The 15,699-nt window shown below is 55.8% G+C and carries 15 protein-coding genes; 14 read left to right on the top strand and 1 reads right to left on the bottom strand.

Translation table 11 applies throughout. The features are described from left to right. Positions 1–9: 9 nt before the first annotated feature. From C2U68_RS03600 to C2U68_RS03620, 5 genes are all read left to right on the top strand, one after another. Positions 10–864: an MxaS protein gene (locus tag C2U68_RS03600; protein ID WP_140911126.1), complete on the top strand. Its 855-nt coding sequence runs from the start codon at positions 10–12 to the stop codon at positions 862–864. Then, on the top strand, positions 861–1,775 hold the full coding sequence (locus tag C2U68_RS03605) for a nonribosomal peptide synthetase MxaA (RefSeq protein WP_140911127.1): 915 nt from the start codon (positions 861–863) through the stop codon (positions 1,773–1,775). Before C2U68_RS03600 ends, C2U68_RS03605 begins: the two co-directional genes overlap by 4 nt. Further along, positions 1,772–2,755, top strand: a complete 984-nt coding sequence (locus tag C2U68_RS03610) for a vWA domain-containing protein (protein WP_140911128.1) — start codon at positions 1,772–1,774, stop codon at positions 2,753–2,755. Before C2U68_RS03605 ends, C2U68_RS03610 begins: the two co-directional genes overlap by 4 nt. Beyond that, positions 2,749–3,315, top strand: coding sequence for an MxaK protein (locus C2U68_RS03615; protein ID WP_140911129.1), 567 nt, complete (start codon positions 2,749–2,751; stop codon positions 3,313–3,315). The genes C2U68_RS03610 and C2U68_RS03615 overlap by 7 nt, the downstream gene beginning before the upstream one ends. Before the next feature lie 71 nt (positions 3,316–3,386). Then, a complete protein-coding gene (locus C2U68_RS03620; RefSeq protein WP_140911130.1) occupies positions 3,387–4,313 on the top strand; it encodes a vWA domain-containing protein in 927 nt (308 codons plus the stop codon). Between the two features lie 3 nt (positions 4,314–4,316). Here C2U68_RS03620 and C2U68_RS03625 read toward each other — a convergent pair whose 3' ends face one another. After that, positions 4,317–5,450 (bottom strand): aminotransferase class V-fold PLP-dependent enzyme, encoded by a 1,134-nt coding sequence (locus C2U68_RS03625; protein ID WP_140911131.1) that lies wholly within the window; start codon positions 5,448–5,450, stop codon positions 4,317–4,319. 213 nt (positions 5,451–5,663) lie between these two features. On the opposite strand from C2U68_RS03625, the gene C2U68_RS03630 reads away from it, so the two are divergent. The 9 genes from C2U68_RS03630 to C2U68_RS03670 all read left to right on the top strand — a co-directional run bounded on the left by C2U68_RS03630 (position 5,664) and on the right by C2U68_RS03670 (position 15,686). Next, entirely contained in the window at positions 5,664–7,199 is a 1,536-nt protein-coding gene (locus C2U68_RS03630; RefSeq protein WP_140911132.1) for a cation:proton antiporter family protein, read from the top strand. Positions 7,200–7,857: 658 nt separating this feature from the next. Further along, positions 7,858–8,973, top strand: coding sequence for an inorganic phosphate transporter (locus C2U68_RS03635; protein WP_140911133.1), 1,116 nt, complete (start codon positions 7,858–7,860; stop codon positions 8,971–8,973). Positions 8,974–9,098: 125 nt separating this feature from the next. Further along, the gene (locus tag C2U68_RS03640; RefSeq protein WP_222101860.1) at positions 9,099–9,893 is read left to right on the top strand and encodes an MIP/aquaporin family protein; all 795 of its coding nucleotides are present in this window, start codon (positions 9,099–9,101) and stop codon (positions 9,891–9,893) included. Positions 9,894–9,966: 73 nt separating this feature from the next. Then, positions 9,967–11,010 (top strand): methyltransferase domain-containing protein, encoded by a 1,044-nt coding sequence (locus tag C2U68_RS03645; protein WP_140911134.1) that lies wholly within the window; start codon positions 9,967–9,969, stop codon positions 11,008–11,010. Beyond that, the gene (locus tag C2U68_RS03650; RefSeq protein WP_140911135.1) at positions 11,001–11,624 is read left to right on the top strand and encodes a sigma-70 family RNA polymerase sigma factor; all 624 of its coding nucleotides are present in this window, start codon (positions 11,001–11,003) and stop codon (positions 11,622–11,624) included. The genes C2U68_RS03645 and C2U68_RS03650 overlap by 10 nt, the downstream gene beginning before the upstream one ends. Continuing rightward, positions 11,617–11,820: a zf-HC2 domain-containing protein gene (locus tag C2U68_RS03655; protein ID WP_140911136.1), complete on the top strand. Its 204-nt coding sequence runs from the start codon at positions 11,617–11,619 to the stop codon at positions 11,818–11,820. The genes C2U68_RS03650 and C2U68_RS03655 overlap by 8 nt, the downstream gene beginning before the upstream one ends. A gap of 95 nt (positions 11,821–11,915) precedes the next feature. After that, positions 11,916–12,563 (top strand): DUF3047 domain-containing protein, encoded by a 648-nt coding sequence (locus C2U68_RS03660; RefSeq protein ID WP_260839197.1) that lies wholly within the window; start codon positions 11,916–11,918, stop codon positions 12,561–12,563. Between the two features lies 1 nt (position 12,564). Further along, positions 12,565–13,539 (top strand): arsenosugar biosynthesis radical SAM (seleno)protein ArsS, encoded by a 975-nt coding sequence (gene arsS, locus C2U68_RS03665; protein ID WP_140911137.1) that lies wholly within the window; start codon positions 12,565–12,567, stop codon positions 13,537–13,539. Continuing rightward, positions 13,536–15,686 (top strand): FAD-dependent oxidoreductase, encoded by a 2,151-nt coding sequence (locus C2U68_RS03670; RefSeq protein ID WP_140911138.1) that lies wholly within the window; start codon positions 13,536–13,538, stop codon positions 15,684–15,686. Before arsS ends, C2U68_RS03670 begins: the two co-directional genes overlap by 4 nt. The last annotated feature ends 13 nt before the right edge of the window (positions 15,687–15,699 follow it).

Here is a 15,699-nt window from a genome sequence, read left to right on the forward strand (position 1 = left end):
AACCGTGCCATGGCCTCCCGTATCGAACCTTTTTGCTATCGCTTGCCCAGACCGGCCGTCGAGGTTTACCCCGGCGCCCATCCCGGCCAGATGGTCGGCAACGGCCAATTATTCAAACGCCATGAGGCGCTACTGGCGCGGCCCGATCCGCGCCGGCTGGATTTGCGCGCCAGCCTGCTCGATCCGTTCGGCCAATTCCGGGTCAAGGCCTACCAGGAACATGACCGGGTCGAGGTCATGGTTTTGGCGGACCTGTCGGCGTCGCTGGCTTACCGCGGCGTTTTCGATAAACGCCAAGTCATGCTCGACCTGATTCGTGCCATCGCCGAATCGGCTTTGGCTTGCGGTGATCGGATCGGTTTTGCCGGTTTCGGTCCCGACGAGAAGCCCTTGTTGTATGCGCCGCCCGGCGGCGATCTGAGTTGGTTGTCGTCCTTGAGCGGCATCATCGAACAATTGCCGCAGCAACGCGGCTGCCAAGGTTTGTGGCAGGCCGGCGCTTACTTGCCGCGGCGGCGGGCCTTGTTGTTTTTGCTCGGCGACGGCCATTGGCCGACCGCGCAATTGCCTGCTTTATTGGCGAGCGTAGGTCGCCACGAACTGGTGCCGTTGTTGATCTGGGACGCCGCCGAATACCGCGCCTTGCCGGATTGGGGGTTGCTGGCGCTGCAGGATCCGGAAAGCGGTCGCCGCCGGCGATTGTGGCTGCGGCCGTCTTTGAAACGGCGCATCGAGCTAGCCTACAGCCGGCGTCGGTCCCTGTTGCAGCGCTTGTTTCGCGCCGCCGGCAGCGAACCGCTGTTCATCGAACAGGGTTACCGGGTCGAACAATTCAATCGTTATTTCCTGGAGCGGGCAGCGTGAAGTCGTGCCGATACCTAGCAGCATTCTCGCGTCTGGTGGCGTTGGCGATTGCGGCAGCGTTGGCAGCAGCGTGTGCCGGCGGCCCGAGCCGGCCGGTCGAGGCCTTCAATCTGGAAACGCCGCGGCCGTTCGGTTATCAGATCGGCGATACCGTGCCGATGCGGATTCTGGTGCAGACCCGGCCCGGCGTGCAACTGCAGCCGGCCAGCCTGCCCAAGCCCGGCCCGCTGAACCGTTGGTTGAATCTGCGCCGGATCGAACTGGTCGAGGCCGGTGCCGACGCGTACCGGATCGACCTGGAATACCAGGTGTTTTATGCGCCGCTGGAAGTGAAAGCCCTGACCATCCCCGGCTTTGCCTTGCGCTTCAGTCAATACGGCCAAACCGTGGAGGAAAGCGTGCCGCCGTGGCAGTTCACGCTGGCGCCGTTGCGGGAATTGATCGCCCGGCAGGATGTCGACGGCGAATATTTACGGCCGGATCAACCGCCGGCCTTGTTGTCGACCGCTGCCGTGCGCACCAATCTGGCATTGGCGCTGGCGGCCGCGGCGGTGTTGGGCTTGAAGCTGGCGCGGCAGTACGGTTATCTGCCCTGGTTTGCCCGGCGTAGTCCGTTCAAAACCGCCGAAAAGCGTTTGCGTCGCTTGGCGCCGGCCGAATTGGGTGCCGGACTGGCTGCCTTGCACAGCGCGTTTAATGCGACTTATGGTGCACCGGTATTCGGTCATCGTTTGCCGGACTTTTTGCGGGCGCATCCCGAATTCGGCCAAATCCAATCCGAACTGGTCTGGTTTTTCGATTACTCCAACCGGTTTTTCTTTGCCGGGCAGCCGGACTTGGCCGGCGCCGATTTGGACCGCCTGCAAAAACTGTGCGGCTGGTGCCGGGCCATAGAGCGGGGCAGCCGGTGAATCTGGCCGTCGAACAACCCTGGCTGCTGGCCGGCCTGCTGCTCTGTGCGTTGCCCTTGCTGCGCTACGGCCAGCGCGTAGCCGGCCATCCGGCGTTGGACCTGATACCGGCGGACGGGCTATCGCTGGCGGTCGACGCCGCCATTCGGCTGTTGGGCGCGTTAGCCTTGGCGGGACTGGTACTGGGGATGGCCGGGATTTACCGCACCGAACAGCAGGTCGAGCGTATCGGCCACGGCGCGCATATCGTCTTGCTGCTGGACCGCAGCAACAGCATGGATCAGACCTTTGCCGGTACCGCCGCCGAAACCGGCGGGGCCGAGAGCAAGGCCGCCGCCGCCCGGCGTTTGCTGAGCCAATTCGTCGAACGCCGCGAACATGACTTGATCGGGGTCGCCGCTTACAGTACCTCGCCGCTATTCGTCACGCCGCTGACCGAGAACAAGCAGGCCGTAGCCGCCGCCATCGCCGCAACCGCGCGGCCGGCGCTGGCCTATACCAACGTCAGCAAGGGTTTGGCGTTGGCCTTGTCCTACTTCGACCAACGCCCGGCGGCCGGCGCCCGTATCGTTTTGTTGGTGTCGGACGGCGCCGCGGTGATCGATCCGGACAGCGAAGCCAAGCTCAGAGAATTGTTTCAGCGCCAGCAGGTACGCTTGTACTGGGTGTTTTTGCGCACCGCCAATAGCCCCGGCCTGTTCGACCAGCCGAGCGATCCGCGCGACGACAACGCCCAGGCCATGCCGGAGCGCTATTTGCATTTGTTCTTTTCCAGCCTGCACATTCCCTATCAGGCCTATCAAGCGGAAGACCCCGGCGCGATGCGGCAGGCGATCGAGGATATCAACCGGCTGGAACAGCAACCGCTGCATTATTTCGAACGGATTCCGAAGCAGGATTTGGCGCCGCTGTGCTACCGCAGCGCGGCGTTGCTGCTGTTACTCCTGATCGCTGTTAAAGCTTGCGAGGCCAAATGTTAATCCGACGCATCAAACACGGTTTTTGGTGGACCGCGCTGGCCGCGGCACTGGCGGTGGCGCTGAGCCAGGCCTGGCTCTGGGCCGGGATTGCCGGGCAAAACCGGCTGATTGGGCAGTTGCTGGCCGGACGCGATGTTGCGGTCGAGGATTTCGCCAATGCCGATCCGGCGCTGCGACTGGCGCGGGCGGTGTATTTACGCAAAGCCGGGCGTTACGACGATGCGTTAGCGACCTTGAACCTGTTGTTGCAGCAGGCGCCGCCGGCCTTGCGCGCTCAGGCCCGTTACAATCTGGGTAATCTGTATCTGACCCAGGCCCAGGAAAAGTTGAAGGCAGGCGGTGTCGATAGTGCGACGCCGCTGGTCGGCTTGGCCAAACAGGCCTACCGCGAGGCGCTGGCCGCCGACCCCGGCTTTTGGGATGCCAAATACAATCTGGAAGTGGCGATGCGTTTACTGCCGGAAATGGACCGGATCAACAGCGGCAATCAGGAAGACGACGGTTCGCAAAAGTCCGAACTGTGGACTTCGTTGCCGGGCTTTCCGCGTGGCTTGCCGTAATGCCTGGCTTCAGGTTGGAACATGGCATTCGCTAATCCAGTCGCAAGCTGTCACTGCCGGAGCTATTGCCAATGACGCTAGTCAAGGATTTTCGTTTCTGGCTGTTGGCCGCGGCGCTGGCGCTGGCCCTGGTCGCGGCGGCCGGGCCGACCCGCGTTGCCCGCCAGCCCCTGTACCGGCTGGTGTTCGTCGTCGACATCACCCGCAGCATGAACACCGAGGACTACCGGAGCGACGGCCAGTCCGTCAGCCGGCTGGAGTTCGTCAAGCAGACCCTGCGCCAACAACTGCTGGCCTTGCCCTGCCAATCGCAAGTCGGTTTGGGCGTGTTTACCGAACGGCGTTCGGTAGTGTTGTTCGAACCGATCGAAGTCTGTGCCGGCTTCGCCGAAATCGATGCGGCCATCGCGGCCTTGGATTGGCGCATGGCCTGGGCGGCGGACAGCCGCATCGCCTCCGGTCTGGCATCGACGCTGGACGCCTTCAAAAACAGCCGGGATAGTTTGGTATTTTTCAGTGACGGCCAGGAAGCGCCGCCGCCGAATCCGCGCTACCAGCCGGATTTGACCGTATTCAAAGGTCAGGTCAAGGGCTTGATCGTCGGCGTCGGCGGCGACCAGGCGGCGCCGATTCCGAAATTCGATGCCAACGGCAAGCGTTTGGGGTTTTACCGGCCGGAAGATGTTCCGCACCGCTCCACCTTCGGCGAGTCCGATTTGAATCCGGAAAAAATCGAAGGCTACGACGCCCGCAACGCGCCGTTCGGCAGTCGGGCGGTGAGCGGCGACGAGCATTTGAGCCGCTTGCACGAAGACTATCTGCGTAAACTGGCCGGTGACAGCGGCTTGCGCTATCAGCGCCTGCTGGATGCGGAAAGCTTGGGTTTGGCGCTGGCACAGAGCGGCTTTGCCGAACCGGGGCAGACCGAAACCGACATCGCCTGGCAATTTGCCGGGTTGGCCGGGTTGGCGCTGGCGGCGCTGTACTGGCGCAACTAAGGCTTAGTCAGCCGGCGGGCAGTCGGCGGCAATCGCCAAGGCCCGTTCGATCTCGTCCAGCGAATTGTAAAAATGTGGCGAGAAACGCACGCCGCCGCCGCGCAAGGCGCAGACCACGCCGTGCTGTTGCAGATGCCGGTACAGCGTCTCGTTACCGGCTTCGCGGTGTTTGAACACGACGATGCCGGACTTCAGTCTGGGCGCCGCTTCGGACAGCAACAACAGATTCGGCTGATTGCGGATGGCGTGACGCAAAAAGTCGCTGCGTTCCAGCACCAGCGTTTCCACGTTTGCCATCCCGGTCTCCAATAACAACGACAGGCTGGCCGACAGGGCCTGAATCCCCAGCATGTTCGGGCTGCCGCATTCGAAGCGGCGGGCGCTGGGGTGAATCTCCCAGGGTCGATTCTCGTAGTTGTGGGTGTCCTTCATCATGTGCCAGCCGTACTGGCTCAAACTCAGCCGCTCCCTCGCCTCAGGTGTCGTGTAAAACACGCCCAAGCCCTCCGGGCCGAACAGCCATTTGTGGCCGTCGGCCATCGCAAAATCGGCTTGGCAAGTCTGTACGTCGAATTGCACCGCACCCAGGCTTTGAATCGCGTCGACGCAAAACAGGATGCCGCGCCGCTTGCAGAATTCGCCGATGCGCTCCAAATCCATTCTCAGGCCGGAACCGAATTGAATCGAACTGACGGTCAGCAGCCGGGTGTTTTGGTCCACCAGCGCAAACAGCGCGTCTTCCGGCGTCGCCGCGCTGCGCAGGTCGGCCTCGCGGAATTCCACGCCCCGAGCCGCCAGGGCTTGCCAGGGCAGGCGGTTGGAGGGGAACTCTTCGTTGCTGGAAACGATGTTGTCGCCGGCTTGCCAGGGCAGGCCGCAGGCCACGAAGGACAGCGCCTCCGAGGTGTTTTTGACCAGGGCGATATCGTCGGCCGACGCCGCGTTGAGCAGTTCCTTGAACTGGCGCCGAATCAGCAATTCTTTTTTCAGCCAATCCGGGTAGTAATGCGAACCCCAGTCGCGGTTTTGTTCGACAAAGGCGATGACGGCGGCACTGGTGCGTTTCGGCCACGGCGCCACGGCGGCATGGTTCAAGTAGATCAATTCGTCGCTGAGCGGAAATTCGGGATGTTTCATAATCGGGGCTCCGGCTGGTAGGAATGCCGCGCGGGGCACGGGTGACTGGCTCGAGACCAATCATAACGGGGGTGGCGGCGCAATTTCAATCGATTGTCGGCATTTACCGGCTACCGGCAAAGCTCGGTGTCGGCCAAGCCGTGATATAAAACGCTATTGGCGGCCGCGAACCGTTGCCGCGACTAAACATTCAGATTTTAATAGTTATCGAACATGATGGAATTGATTTGGATTAGCGCAGCCTATCTGACCGGCCTGGTCGCCAGCAGGTTGTCGTTTCCGCCGTTAGTCGGCTATCTGGCGGCCGGCTATGCCCTGAATGCGCTCGGCGTCGCGCCGTTGGCCGATCTGAACCACATCGCCGAGATCGGCATCGAGTTGCTGTTGTTTTCGGTGGGATTGAAATTGAAACCGGCTTCGTTGATCCGGCGCGAGGTGATCAGCGTCGGCGGCGCCCATCTGTTGATGACCACGTTTTTTTCGGCGCTGGTATTTTTCTGGTTGGAGCGGCATGTCACCGGCGGCCTGGTGCTGGGCGTCAGTCTGGCTTTTTCCAGTACCGTGCTGGCGATCAAGGTGCTGGAAGACAACGGCGAATTGTCGTCGCTGCACGGCCGCGACGTGATGAGTATTCTGATTTTGCAGGATATCGTCGCGATCGGGCTGCTGGCGGTGGCGGAAGGAAAACAGCCGACGCATTGGGCCTTGGCCTTGTTTTTGTTGCCGCTGCTGCGGCCGCTGGCCCATCGGATGCTTGCTGCCAGCCGTTCGTCCGAACTATTGCTGCTCCTGGGCGTAACCTTGGCCTTGGCCGGCGGCGTTGCCGCCGAAACGGTCGGAATTTCCGCGGATATCGGCGCGTTACTGACCGGCATCATGCTGGCCAATCATGCCAAAATCAACGAATTGACCGACCGCTTGTGGAGCTTGAAAGAACTGTTCCTGGTGGCGTTTTTTCTACAGATCGGTATCAGCGATCTCCCCAGCCGGGAACAAGTGTTCATGGCGCTGCAATTGTTGGCGCTGTTGCCGGTGCAAGGCATATTGTTTTTTGGCTTGTTCCTGTTTTCCGGCCTGCGGGCGCGCACCGCCTTCGTCTCGACGTTGGCGTTAACGACTTATAGCGAATTTGCGTTGATTACGACCCGCGCCGTGGTGGACGCCAACTTGCTGCCCGGCGAATGGAATGCCGTCATCAGTCTGGCGGTGGCCGGCTCGCTGGCGTTTGCGGCGCCGCTGAACCGCTATTCGCATGCCTTGTTTTCCTGGTTCGAGCCGTATCTGGTGCGCTTCGAAAAGAAAACCGGCAATCCGGACCGATTGCCGGAATCCTTCGGCGTCGCCGAATGGCTGGTGATCGGCATGGGCCGTACCGGCCTATCGGCCTACCAGGCCTTGTCGGCTCAGGAACAGCGGGTGGTGGGCCTGGACGCCGACCCCACCGTACTGGAAAACCTGTTGGCCGAGGGCCGGCGCGTGGTCTACGGCGATGCCGAGGACAGCGAGCTGTGGAGCGGATTGCGCCTGGAGCGAATGAAGGGCGTCGTAATTACCGTGCCGGACGTCGAAACCCGTCTGCTCGCCATCAGCCAACTGCGCAAACGCGGCTTCAAAGGCCGAATCGGCACACTGTGCCACCACCAGGACGAAGAACCCGAACTAAACCGCGTCGGCGCCGACTTCGTGATTCATCCGTTGGTTGAAGCGGGTAACCAATTGGCTAGGAATATGCTGGGGGGTGAGGGGTGATGACGGAGTGTTGGGCGGCGAAAGTCGAGCCATAAGCGAGTTGGTTGAACTTTCCAATGACTGCTAATGGGTCATTGGCTGAATCTGGGTTTGTGGACGTAGGCTGGGTTGAATGATAATGAAACCCAGCTTCGAAGCCGATAAGTTTCGTTATAAAAAGTGTAGTTTGAATGCAAAGAATCCTGGTTGTTTCAAGACATCTGCTGGGTTTTGCGTTGCTCTACCCAGCCAACGGTCCTGAGCGGCAAATGTCGACCCTTTCCAGCCGGTCGAACTTCGCTAAACCTGCCAATCACTCAAATCCATATTCTGACAACTGGAAGGATACAAAGCAGCCACTTGGGATCTCTCAACCAATCGAACAATTTGATGTCGTACTTTGCTTGCGAAAAGTGGTCATCTGAGTGGCCGTTGAAAGTAATTCTCTGATAAGCGCCTCTTGCAGGAGAGTTGGGTATCTTTAACTAACAAGCAGTAACGCCACTTATTGGCTGATTCTTTACAGCTCAAGAAAATTCAATCCGTCATTTCATCCAGAATGTCCTTTATCGCAGGGTCAGAACGTGCCAATAACTTATGATCACAAAATTTTTTTGTAAGGTTTGATCCTCTCCTAACGACTTAGAGCATATAGTCGAGCCAATCCAGGAGATTTCCCATGCTCACCAGTATTTTATTTATCAGCATCTGGTTCCTGGCCTATGCCAACGGTGCGAATGACAACTTTAAGGGTGTGGCGAGTTTGTTTGGCAGCGGCATTTTGAACTTTCGGCAAGCTCTGACTTGGGCGACGTTAACGACGTTGGCCGGTTCGATTACTTCTTTATTTCTAGCTCAGACTTTGCTGGTTAAATTTTCCGGCAAAGGCTTAGCTCCGGACGAATTGATACAGTCGCTACCGTTCATGATTGCTGTCGCAGGTGGCGCCGGAATGACGGTTGTTTTGGCGACTCGTTATGGATTTCCGGTTTCCACAACTCACGCATTGTTGGGCGCTATGGTCGGCGGCACGATATTGGCGAGCTCCGGCAGTCTCAACCTTACACCTCTGTTGAGCAACTTTGTATTGCCATTGCTTTTGAGTCCGTTGGTGGCTTTACTGGCTACTGGTTTGCTGTATTGGTTTCTGGCTCTGTGGTCTAGTCGCCTGCGAAGCGAAAACGACTGGTGTATATGCGTTCAACAACCGAACAATCAGGCACTGGCCGGTAACGCCAATATGACCATGGCGATCGATTCGATATTGATTCCGTCGTTAACCCTCGATCGACAAGAAGTTTGCACCGAGCGGCAAGCTAGCCAGATTTGGGGAATTGAACGCCTGCGTGACGGACTCCATTTTTGCAGCGCCGGCGCGGTTTGTTTTGCTCGTGGCCTGAACGACACTCCGAAAATTGCCGCCTTGTTATTGTTGGCCCCCGGTTTTGATTTGCATTGGATCATTATTCTGGTTGCTTCGGCGATGATGTTGGGTGGGGTGTTCAATGCACGGCGGGTGGCGGAAACCATGAGTCATAAAATCACTACTATCACGCAGGAACAGGGCTTATCGGCTAATCTGGTCACGGCACTGTTAGTGATTTTTGCCAGCAAGTTTGGCATGCCGGTTTCCACCACCCATGTTTCCGTAGGTTCATTATTCGGCATTGGCTTGGTTAGCGGCAAGGCCAATTCAGGAGTGATCAAGTCAATTGCCTTATCCTGGTTGCTGACCCTGCCGTGTGCAGCTATTTGTTCGGCAGCAATCACACTCTGCTTTAACACCAAACTTTAAAAGTCAAAAAACAAGAAACTGCATGAAGATCGGTTTTGAGTTTAGTCAACCTACTCGTTTATGACCGGGCTAACGCTTAAGATGAAGCAACAAACCTACCCTCTGGAAATATGCCGATAAAATATTTGAGAGAAATGATTGATGAGACGCTTGGTACATTTGTACTGGTCTTGTTCGGCTGTGGCTCTGTTGCTGTTTCGGTTTTATTTAATGCACATCAAGGATTAATGCAAATTGCGCTAGTCTGGGGAATAGCTGTGACGCTGGCTATTTACCTGACCCGGCATTTATCCTGTGCACATCTTAACCCTGCCGTCAGTGTAGCGATGGTCGTTGGTGGACGGATGCCAATTGCCCGATTACCGATTTATGTAATCAGTCAATTTGTTGGAGCCGTAACGGCGGGATTGGTCATTTACGCGCTTTTCGCGCCATCAATTGCGGCTTATGAAACAGCTCACGGCATCATTCGAGGCACCGCTGACTCTATCAAAACCGCTATGTTATTTGGTGAGTACTACTTCAGCCCGGGCAGTACAGCGGTCGTATCCATGCACTTGGCATTGATTGCGGAAGCTTTTGGGACATTGTTGTTAGTATTGATGATATTCGCCTTAACCGAAGGTTGTAACGTTGGCCGCCCGGATGACGGATTGGCTCCAGTTTTCATCGGTTTGACTGTAACCTCTTTCATTTGCCTAATTGCTCCTCTCACTCAAGCCGGATTAAACCCGACGCGCGATTTTGGGCCGCGCATGGTCGCCTTATTAATGGGGTGGAATGGTGCCGCATTCCCGGATCAAGAAGGCGGCTTTTTTTTCGTCTACATCGCCGGTCCTTTGTTGGGTGGTATTGTCGCCGCCATTTTTTTTGTGCGCATCCTCGAACCAGCCATGAAAACTCCACCCTGCTGTTCGTGAACACGATAATCCACAATAGTTACATCAATCTTCCTATTTTCTAAATACAGACATTACCGCTTGAGGTATCCCAATGACTAGCATTATCGAAATCAGCGAATCCGTCCAGCACTACTATGGCCAAGTATTGCAATCAAGTAACGATCTGAAAACCAGCGCCTGTTGTAGCATTGATACAATGCCCGGTTATTTGAAAATCCTGTTGGCCGGCTTACACCCTGAGGTATTGGAACGTTTTTACGGTTGCGGCTCACCTTTACCGCCGGCCCTGGAAGGTAAAACTGTATTGGACTTGGGATGTGGCACCGGTCGAGACTGTTATCTGCTGTCGAAATTGGTTGGCCCTACCGGGCGGGTAATTGGCGTCGATATGACACCTGAACAACTGGAAGTGGCTTTACGCCATCGTGAATGGCATGCGGTGCAATTCGGCTTCGCTAATGTCGAATTTTTGCACGGGCATATCGAAAATCTGCACACCGTTGGCATAGCCGATAACAGCATCGACGTCGTGGTATCCAATTGTGTGATCAACCTTTCACCGGAAAAGCCTCGTGTATTGGCGGAAATATTTCGAGTATTAAAGCCAGGCGGTGAACTGTATTTTTCCGATGTGTTCGCCGACCGCCGTATCCCCGTCGAATTACGTCAAGATCCAATCTTGTTGGGCGAGTGCCTTGGCGGTGCGCTATATTGGGAAGACTTCCGGCGCATATTGCAGGACTTGGGGTGCCCAGATGTACGCAGGGCTAAAAACAACCCGATCAGCATCGACGACCCAGAAGTATTCGCAAAAATCGGTATGGTTAAATTCGAGTCTGTCACGGTGCGGGCGTTCAAAATGGCTTTGGAAGATCGTTGCGAAGACTTCGGCCAAGTCGCCGTCTATTTGGGCACCATTGATCAACATCCACACAGCTTTGATTTAGATGATCACCACCATTTCGAGACCGGCAGGCCATTAAGAGTATGCGGTAACACTGCCGACATGCTCGCGCTCAGTCGCTACGGCGATCACTTTCAAGTCCTCGGCGATAAGTCGCGTCATTTCGGTTTATTTGATTGCACCACTGGCTACAGCGGCGATAACAATCAGACAAGTGGCGCATGTTGTTAAGCACCGGGGTGGGTAAATCCGATCAACTGAGCGAAATGGTATTGGCCGAACATCGACCGATACTATTCCGTTACGCCCTACTGCAATTGCATGAACGCGAGCCGGCAGAGGACGCCGTGCAAGAAACGTTATTGGCCGCCTGGCAATCAGCGTGCTCATTTGACGGTAAAGCTGGCTTACGTACTTGGCTCATCGGTATCTTGAAACACAAGATTGCCGACCACTGGCGTCGCCATAGCCGCGAGATTGACAATATCGATTTCGGTCGAGCCGAGAACGTCGAAGACATAGAAGACGAAGACGATTTTTTCACCCGCAACGGTGCTTGGCAGGTTGGCCCCTCAACTTGGAATGATCCCGAGGCAGCGTTCAAGCAACAAGAGTTCTGGGCTATTTACCAGACATGTCAAAACAATCTGCCAGCTAAAATGGCTCAGGTATTCGTGCTGCGCGAACTGGTGGGATTGGAAGCCGAAGAAGTCTGTCGGGAGACCGGTTTAAGTGAGGCCAATTATTGGGTCACCATGCACAGAGCCCGTTTGCGACTCCGTGAATGCTTGGAAATCCGCTGGTTTCACAAAACGAAACCTCAAAAGGAGCATCATCATGCATAGTTGCCACGACATTAGCTCACTGGTATCGAAGGGACTAGATAAGAAATTGCCTTTCAGTGATCGATTAGCGATCAGAGTGCATATAACAATGTGTTCGCATTGTAGAAATTTCGAACGTCAAACGAAGTTTATTCGTAAAACTGCTCAAATCTATATTCAGCGTATTGAGCATTTCACTGATAGGAACGGTCGTTAAACTGATATGAAGAGTTTATCTATTTTTAGCGTTAGCGGGGCATTGTGTATCGATGGCTGGAGGTATTGGCGCTCATTGTATTTCTTAGGCAGAAAGTGAACAAATCGCTGCTTTTGTTTTCATTAACTTTGCTAGTGCATCAACCTGGACTGGCGGAGTCTGTTTTCCCGATCGGCAATTTCAGCCGCAATGATTTGGACGGTTGGGAACATAAAAGCTTCAAAGGCGAAACACGCTACCGTTTACTGGCTATCGATGGCGTTATAGCACTGGCGGCCGACAGCCGCGCCGCGGGTTCCGGTTTGTTCAAGGAGCTAACCGTCGATTTAACCCAAACCCCTTATTTGAATTGGTCGTGGCGTGTTACTCAGCCCTTGGCCGGCTTAAATGAACAGAGCAAGCTCGGCGACGATTACGCCGCTAGACTCTATGTCGTGGTCAAGGGTGGCCTGGCATTCTGGCAAACCCGGGCCATCAATTACGTCTGGGCCGGAAATAATCAAAAGAACAGCGTTTGGCCCAACGCCTTCGCCGGCGACCACGCCATGATGCTGGCTTTGCGGGGCCCGGAAGCGCCAGTTAATATCTGGCAGCACGAAAAACGCAACATTAGGGCCGACTTCAAGCAACTTTTCGGTGACGATATCAGCAATATCAATGCGGTTGCAATCATGACCGACACGGACAACAGCGGCCGCGAAGCATCGGCTGCGTATGGCGACATTTGGTTTTCCAAGGAATAACATGCGAGACAGCAAACCTTTCCTGCTGAACAGCGACTTTCCCGCTATCACTCGGCTACCTCTACAGACTCTGCAAGTCAACTTGGGTTATCTGTGTAATCTGAGTTGCGTGCATTGTCATGTCAATGCTGGCCCAAAGCGCACGGAGCTGATGAGTCGTGACGTCATCGAACAAGTCTTGGCGCTGGCACGTGAAAATAACATTCGGACACTGGATCTCACTGGCGGCGCACCGGAAATGCATCCGGAATTTCGTCATTTGGTTTGCTCGGCACGCGGGCACGGTATCGAAGTAATCGATCGCTGCAACCTGACTATCTTGGAAGCTCAAGGCTATTGGGACTTGGCCGATTTTTTAGCAGGGCAACAGGTGCAAATTGTGGCTTCTCTGCCGTGTTATTTGGAAGATAATGTCGATAAACAGCGCGGTAAAGGCGTGTTCCGCGATAGTTTGGCGGCGTTAAAACGCCTGAACGGACTGGGATACGGTCAAGTGGACAGCGGGCTCGAGTTGCACCTGGTATTCAATCCGCAAGACGCAGTATTGCCACCCGATCAGCGCGCGTTGGAGCAAGCTTACAAGCAACATTTGCAAGACGACTATGGCATCGTCTTTAACCGTCTATATGCCATCGCTAACATGCCGATTCAACGTTTCGGTAGCGTGCTTTTAAGCCAGGGGCGCTTCGAAGCCTATATGGCCTTGCTGAAGGACAGTTTTCGGCCTGACAATTTGGATAACCTAATGTGTCGTTCAACCTTGAGCGTCGACTGGCAAGGTTATGTGTACGACTGCGATTTCAATCAAATGCTGGGTCTACCGTTGGGTGCCGTTGGTAAGCCCCAAATCCATATCCGCGACTTGCAAGGCATCGATCTTAGTCAAGGCAGTATCACTACCGCCGCTCATTGTTACGGCTGCACCGCTGGCCAAGGCAGTAGTTGCGGGGGGGCCTTGGTCAGCAATTCAACATGAAACGGGGTAAGCTGGTTTTAGGCGCGACTCTGGCACTCGGTATTGTCCTGTTTTTTGGCCTGAGCTTGCAGCAGCATTTGACACTGGACAGCTTGAAAAGCCATCAAGCGGCCATCGAACAGTACCGGCAAAATCAACCGCTGCTGGCTTACGCATTGTACGGCCTACTCTATATTACGATAACCGGACTTTCGCTGCCGGGGGCGGCGGTATTGACACTCGCAGGCGGAGCAATTTTCGGACTATTCTGGAGCATCTTGCTAGTGTCGTTCGCCTCCAGTATCGGCGCGACTCTGGCGTTCTTGGCTGCCCGGTATTTGCTACGTGATTGGGTCAGGGCTCGTTTCGGCCAGCGCTTACAGGCAATCGAAACCGGTCTGCAGCGGGACGGAGCGTATTATTTGTTTACCTTACGTCTCGTGCCGGTTTTCCCTTTTTTTCTGATCAATCTAGCGATGGGTCTGACGCCCATGAAAACTTGGACCTTTTACTGGATCAGCCAACTCGGCATGCTGGCCGGCACCCTGGTGTACGTCAACGCCGGCACACAGCTAGGCAATATCGATACGCTGTCCGGGATTTTGTCTCCAGGTCTGTTAGCCTCGTTTGCGTTACTCGGCCTGTTTCCACTGCTGACAAAAAAGCTGGTCGACTTCCTGCAAAGCCGCAAGGTCTATGCAGGCTGGCGCAAACCCAAACGTTTCGACAACAATCTAATCGTGATAGGCGCGGGCGCGGGTGGCTTGGTTAGCGCTTATATTGCCGCCGCCGTCAAAGCCAAAGTCACACTCATCGAACAACAGAAAATGGGCGGCGATTGCCTGAATACGGGCTGCGTGCCGTCCAAAGCCTTGATTCGCTCGGCTAAGTTTCTATCCCACGTCCATCGCGCAGCGGAATTCGGCATCGCCAGGGCTTCTGCCGATTTCACGTTCGCCGAAGTGATGGAGCGGGTACAGCAGGTGATCAAATCCGTCGAACCGCACGATTCGATCGAACGCTACACTGAGCTGGGCGTCGATGTTGTTCGGGGTCGCGCCAAAATCGTTTCACCCTGGGAAGTCGAGGTGAGCACTTCCGACGGCGCCAAAACCCTTACCAGCCGTTCGATTGTCATTGCTGCCGGCGCCCAGCCATTTTTACCGCCCATTCCGGGAATTGAGCGAATCGACTGCCTGACCTCGGATACGATTTGGCAATTGCGCGAACAACCCAAACGCTTGTTGGTGCTCGGTGGCGGCCCGATCGGCTGCGAATTATCGCAAACCTTCGCCCGCCTGGGTTGCAAAGTGACGCAAGTTGATATGGCTCCCCGCATTCTGGCCCGCGAAGACGCTGACGTTTCGGAGTTAGTGACAAAGCGATTTCAAGGCGACGGTGTGGACGTGCGGATCAGTCACACGGCAAAGCAATTCTTATTGGAAGACGGCGAACAGAGCTTACTAGCCGAACACGCCGGCCAAACCGTCAAAATTGCGTTCGACCAGGTATTGGTTGCCGTCGGCCGCGCCGCCAATGTTTCCGGTTATGGCGTCGAGGAATTGGGGATCGCGTTGACACCGCACAATACGGTAGCCGCTAACCCGTTTCAGCAAACCAATTATCCGAATATTTACGCGGTCGGTGACGTTGCCGGTCCCTATCAGTTCACCCATACCGCGGCGCATCAAGCCTGGTATGCCGCGGTCAACGCCTTGTTCGGTCATTTTAAAATGTTTCGTACCGATTACTCGGTAATCCCCTGGGCGACTTTCACCGACCCGGAGGTTGCTCGCGTTGGTCTGAATGAACAGGAAGCGCAAATTCAGAATATCGCGTATGAAGTTTCTACCTACGGCATCGACGATCTGGATAGGGCCATCGCCGACAACGAGGCACACGGTTTCGTCAAGGTGCTGACCGTGCCGGGCAAGGACAAAATCCTCGGCGTGACCATCGTCGGCGAACATGCCGGCGATTTGCTGGCGGAATTCGTCTTGGCGATGAAACACGGTATCGGCCTGAATAAAATCCTCGGCACAATCCACATTTATCCGACCATGGCGGAAGCCAATAAATATGCGGCGGGCGTCTGGAAGCGAAATCACGCACCCCAGCGTCTGCTGGATTGGCTGGGTCACTACCATGTGTGGCGGCGGAACGCTTAAGGTATAAGTTTCA

This window comes from Methylomonas koyamae (assembly GCF_006483455.1).
Lineage (GTDB): Bacteria > Pseudomonadota > Gammaproteobacteria > Methylococcales > Methylomonadaceae > Methylomonas > Methylomonas koyamae_B.

Excerpts from the sequence above, each read along its gene's own strand:
- C2U68_RS03620 (WP_140911130.1), top strand. The coding sequence starts at position 3,387 with ATGACGCTAGTCAAGGATTTTCGTTTCTGGCTGTTGGCCGCGGCGCTG.
- C2U68_RS03630 (WP_140911132.1), top strand. The coding sequence starts at position 5,664 with ATGATGGAATTGATTTGGATTAGCGCAGCCTATCTGACCGGCCTGGTC.
- C2U68_RS03615 (WP_140911129.1), top strand. The coding sequence starts at position 2,749 with ATGTTAATCCGACGCATCAAACACGGTTTTTGGTGGACCGCGCTGGCC.
- arsS (WP_140911137.1), top strand. The coding sequence starts at position 12,565 with ATGCGAGACAGCAAACCTTTCCTGCTGAACAGCGACTTTCCCGCTATC.
- C2U68_RS03625 (WP_140911131.1), bottom strand. The coding sequence starts at position 5,450 with ATGAAACATCCCGAATTTCCGCTCAGCGACGAATTGATCTACTTGAAC.
- C2U68_RS03655 (WP_140911136.1), top strand. The coding sequence starts at position 11,617 with ATGCATAGTTGCCACGACATTAGCTCACTGGTATCGAAGGGACTAGAT.
- C2U68_RS03600 (WP_140911126.1), top strand. The coding sequence starts at position 10 with ATGGCCTCCCGTATCGAACCTTTTTGCTATCGCTTGCCCAGACCGGCC.
- C2U68_RS03635 (WP_140911133.1), top strand. The coding sequence starts at position 7,858 with ATGCTCACCAGTATTTTATTTATCAGCATCTGGTTCCTGGCCTATGCC.
- C2U68_RS03650 (WP_140911135.1), top strand. The coding sequence starts at position 11,001 with ATGTTGTTAAGCACCGGGGTGGGTAAATCCGATCAACTGAGCGAAATG.
- C2U68_RS03645 (WP_140911134.1), top strand. The coding sequence starts at position 9,967 with ATGACTAGCATTATCGAAATCAGCGAATCCGTCCAGCACTACTATGGC.
- C2U68_RS03670 (WP_140911138.1), top strand. The coding sequence starts at position 13,536 with ATGAAACGGGGTAAGCTGGTTTTAGGCGCGACTCTGGCACTCGGTATT.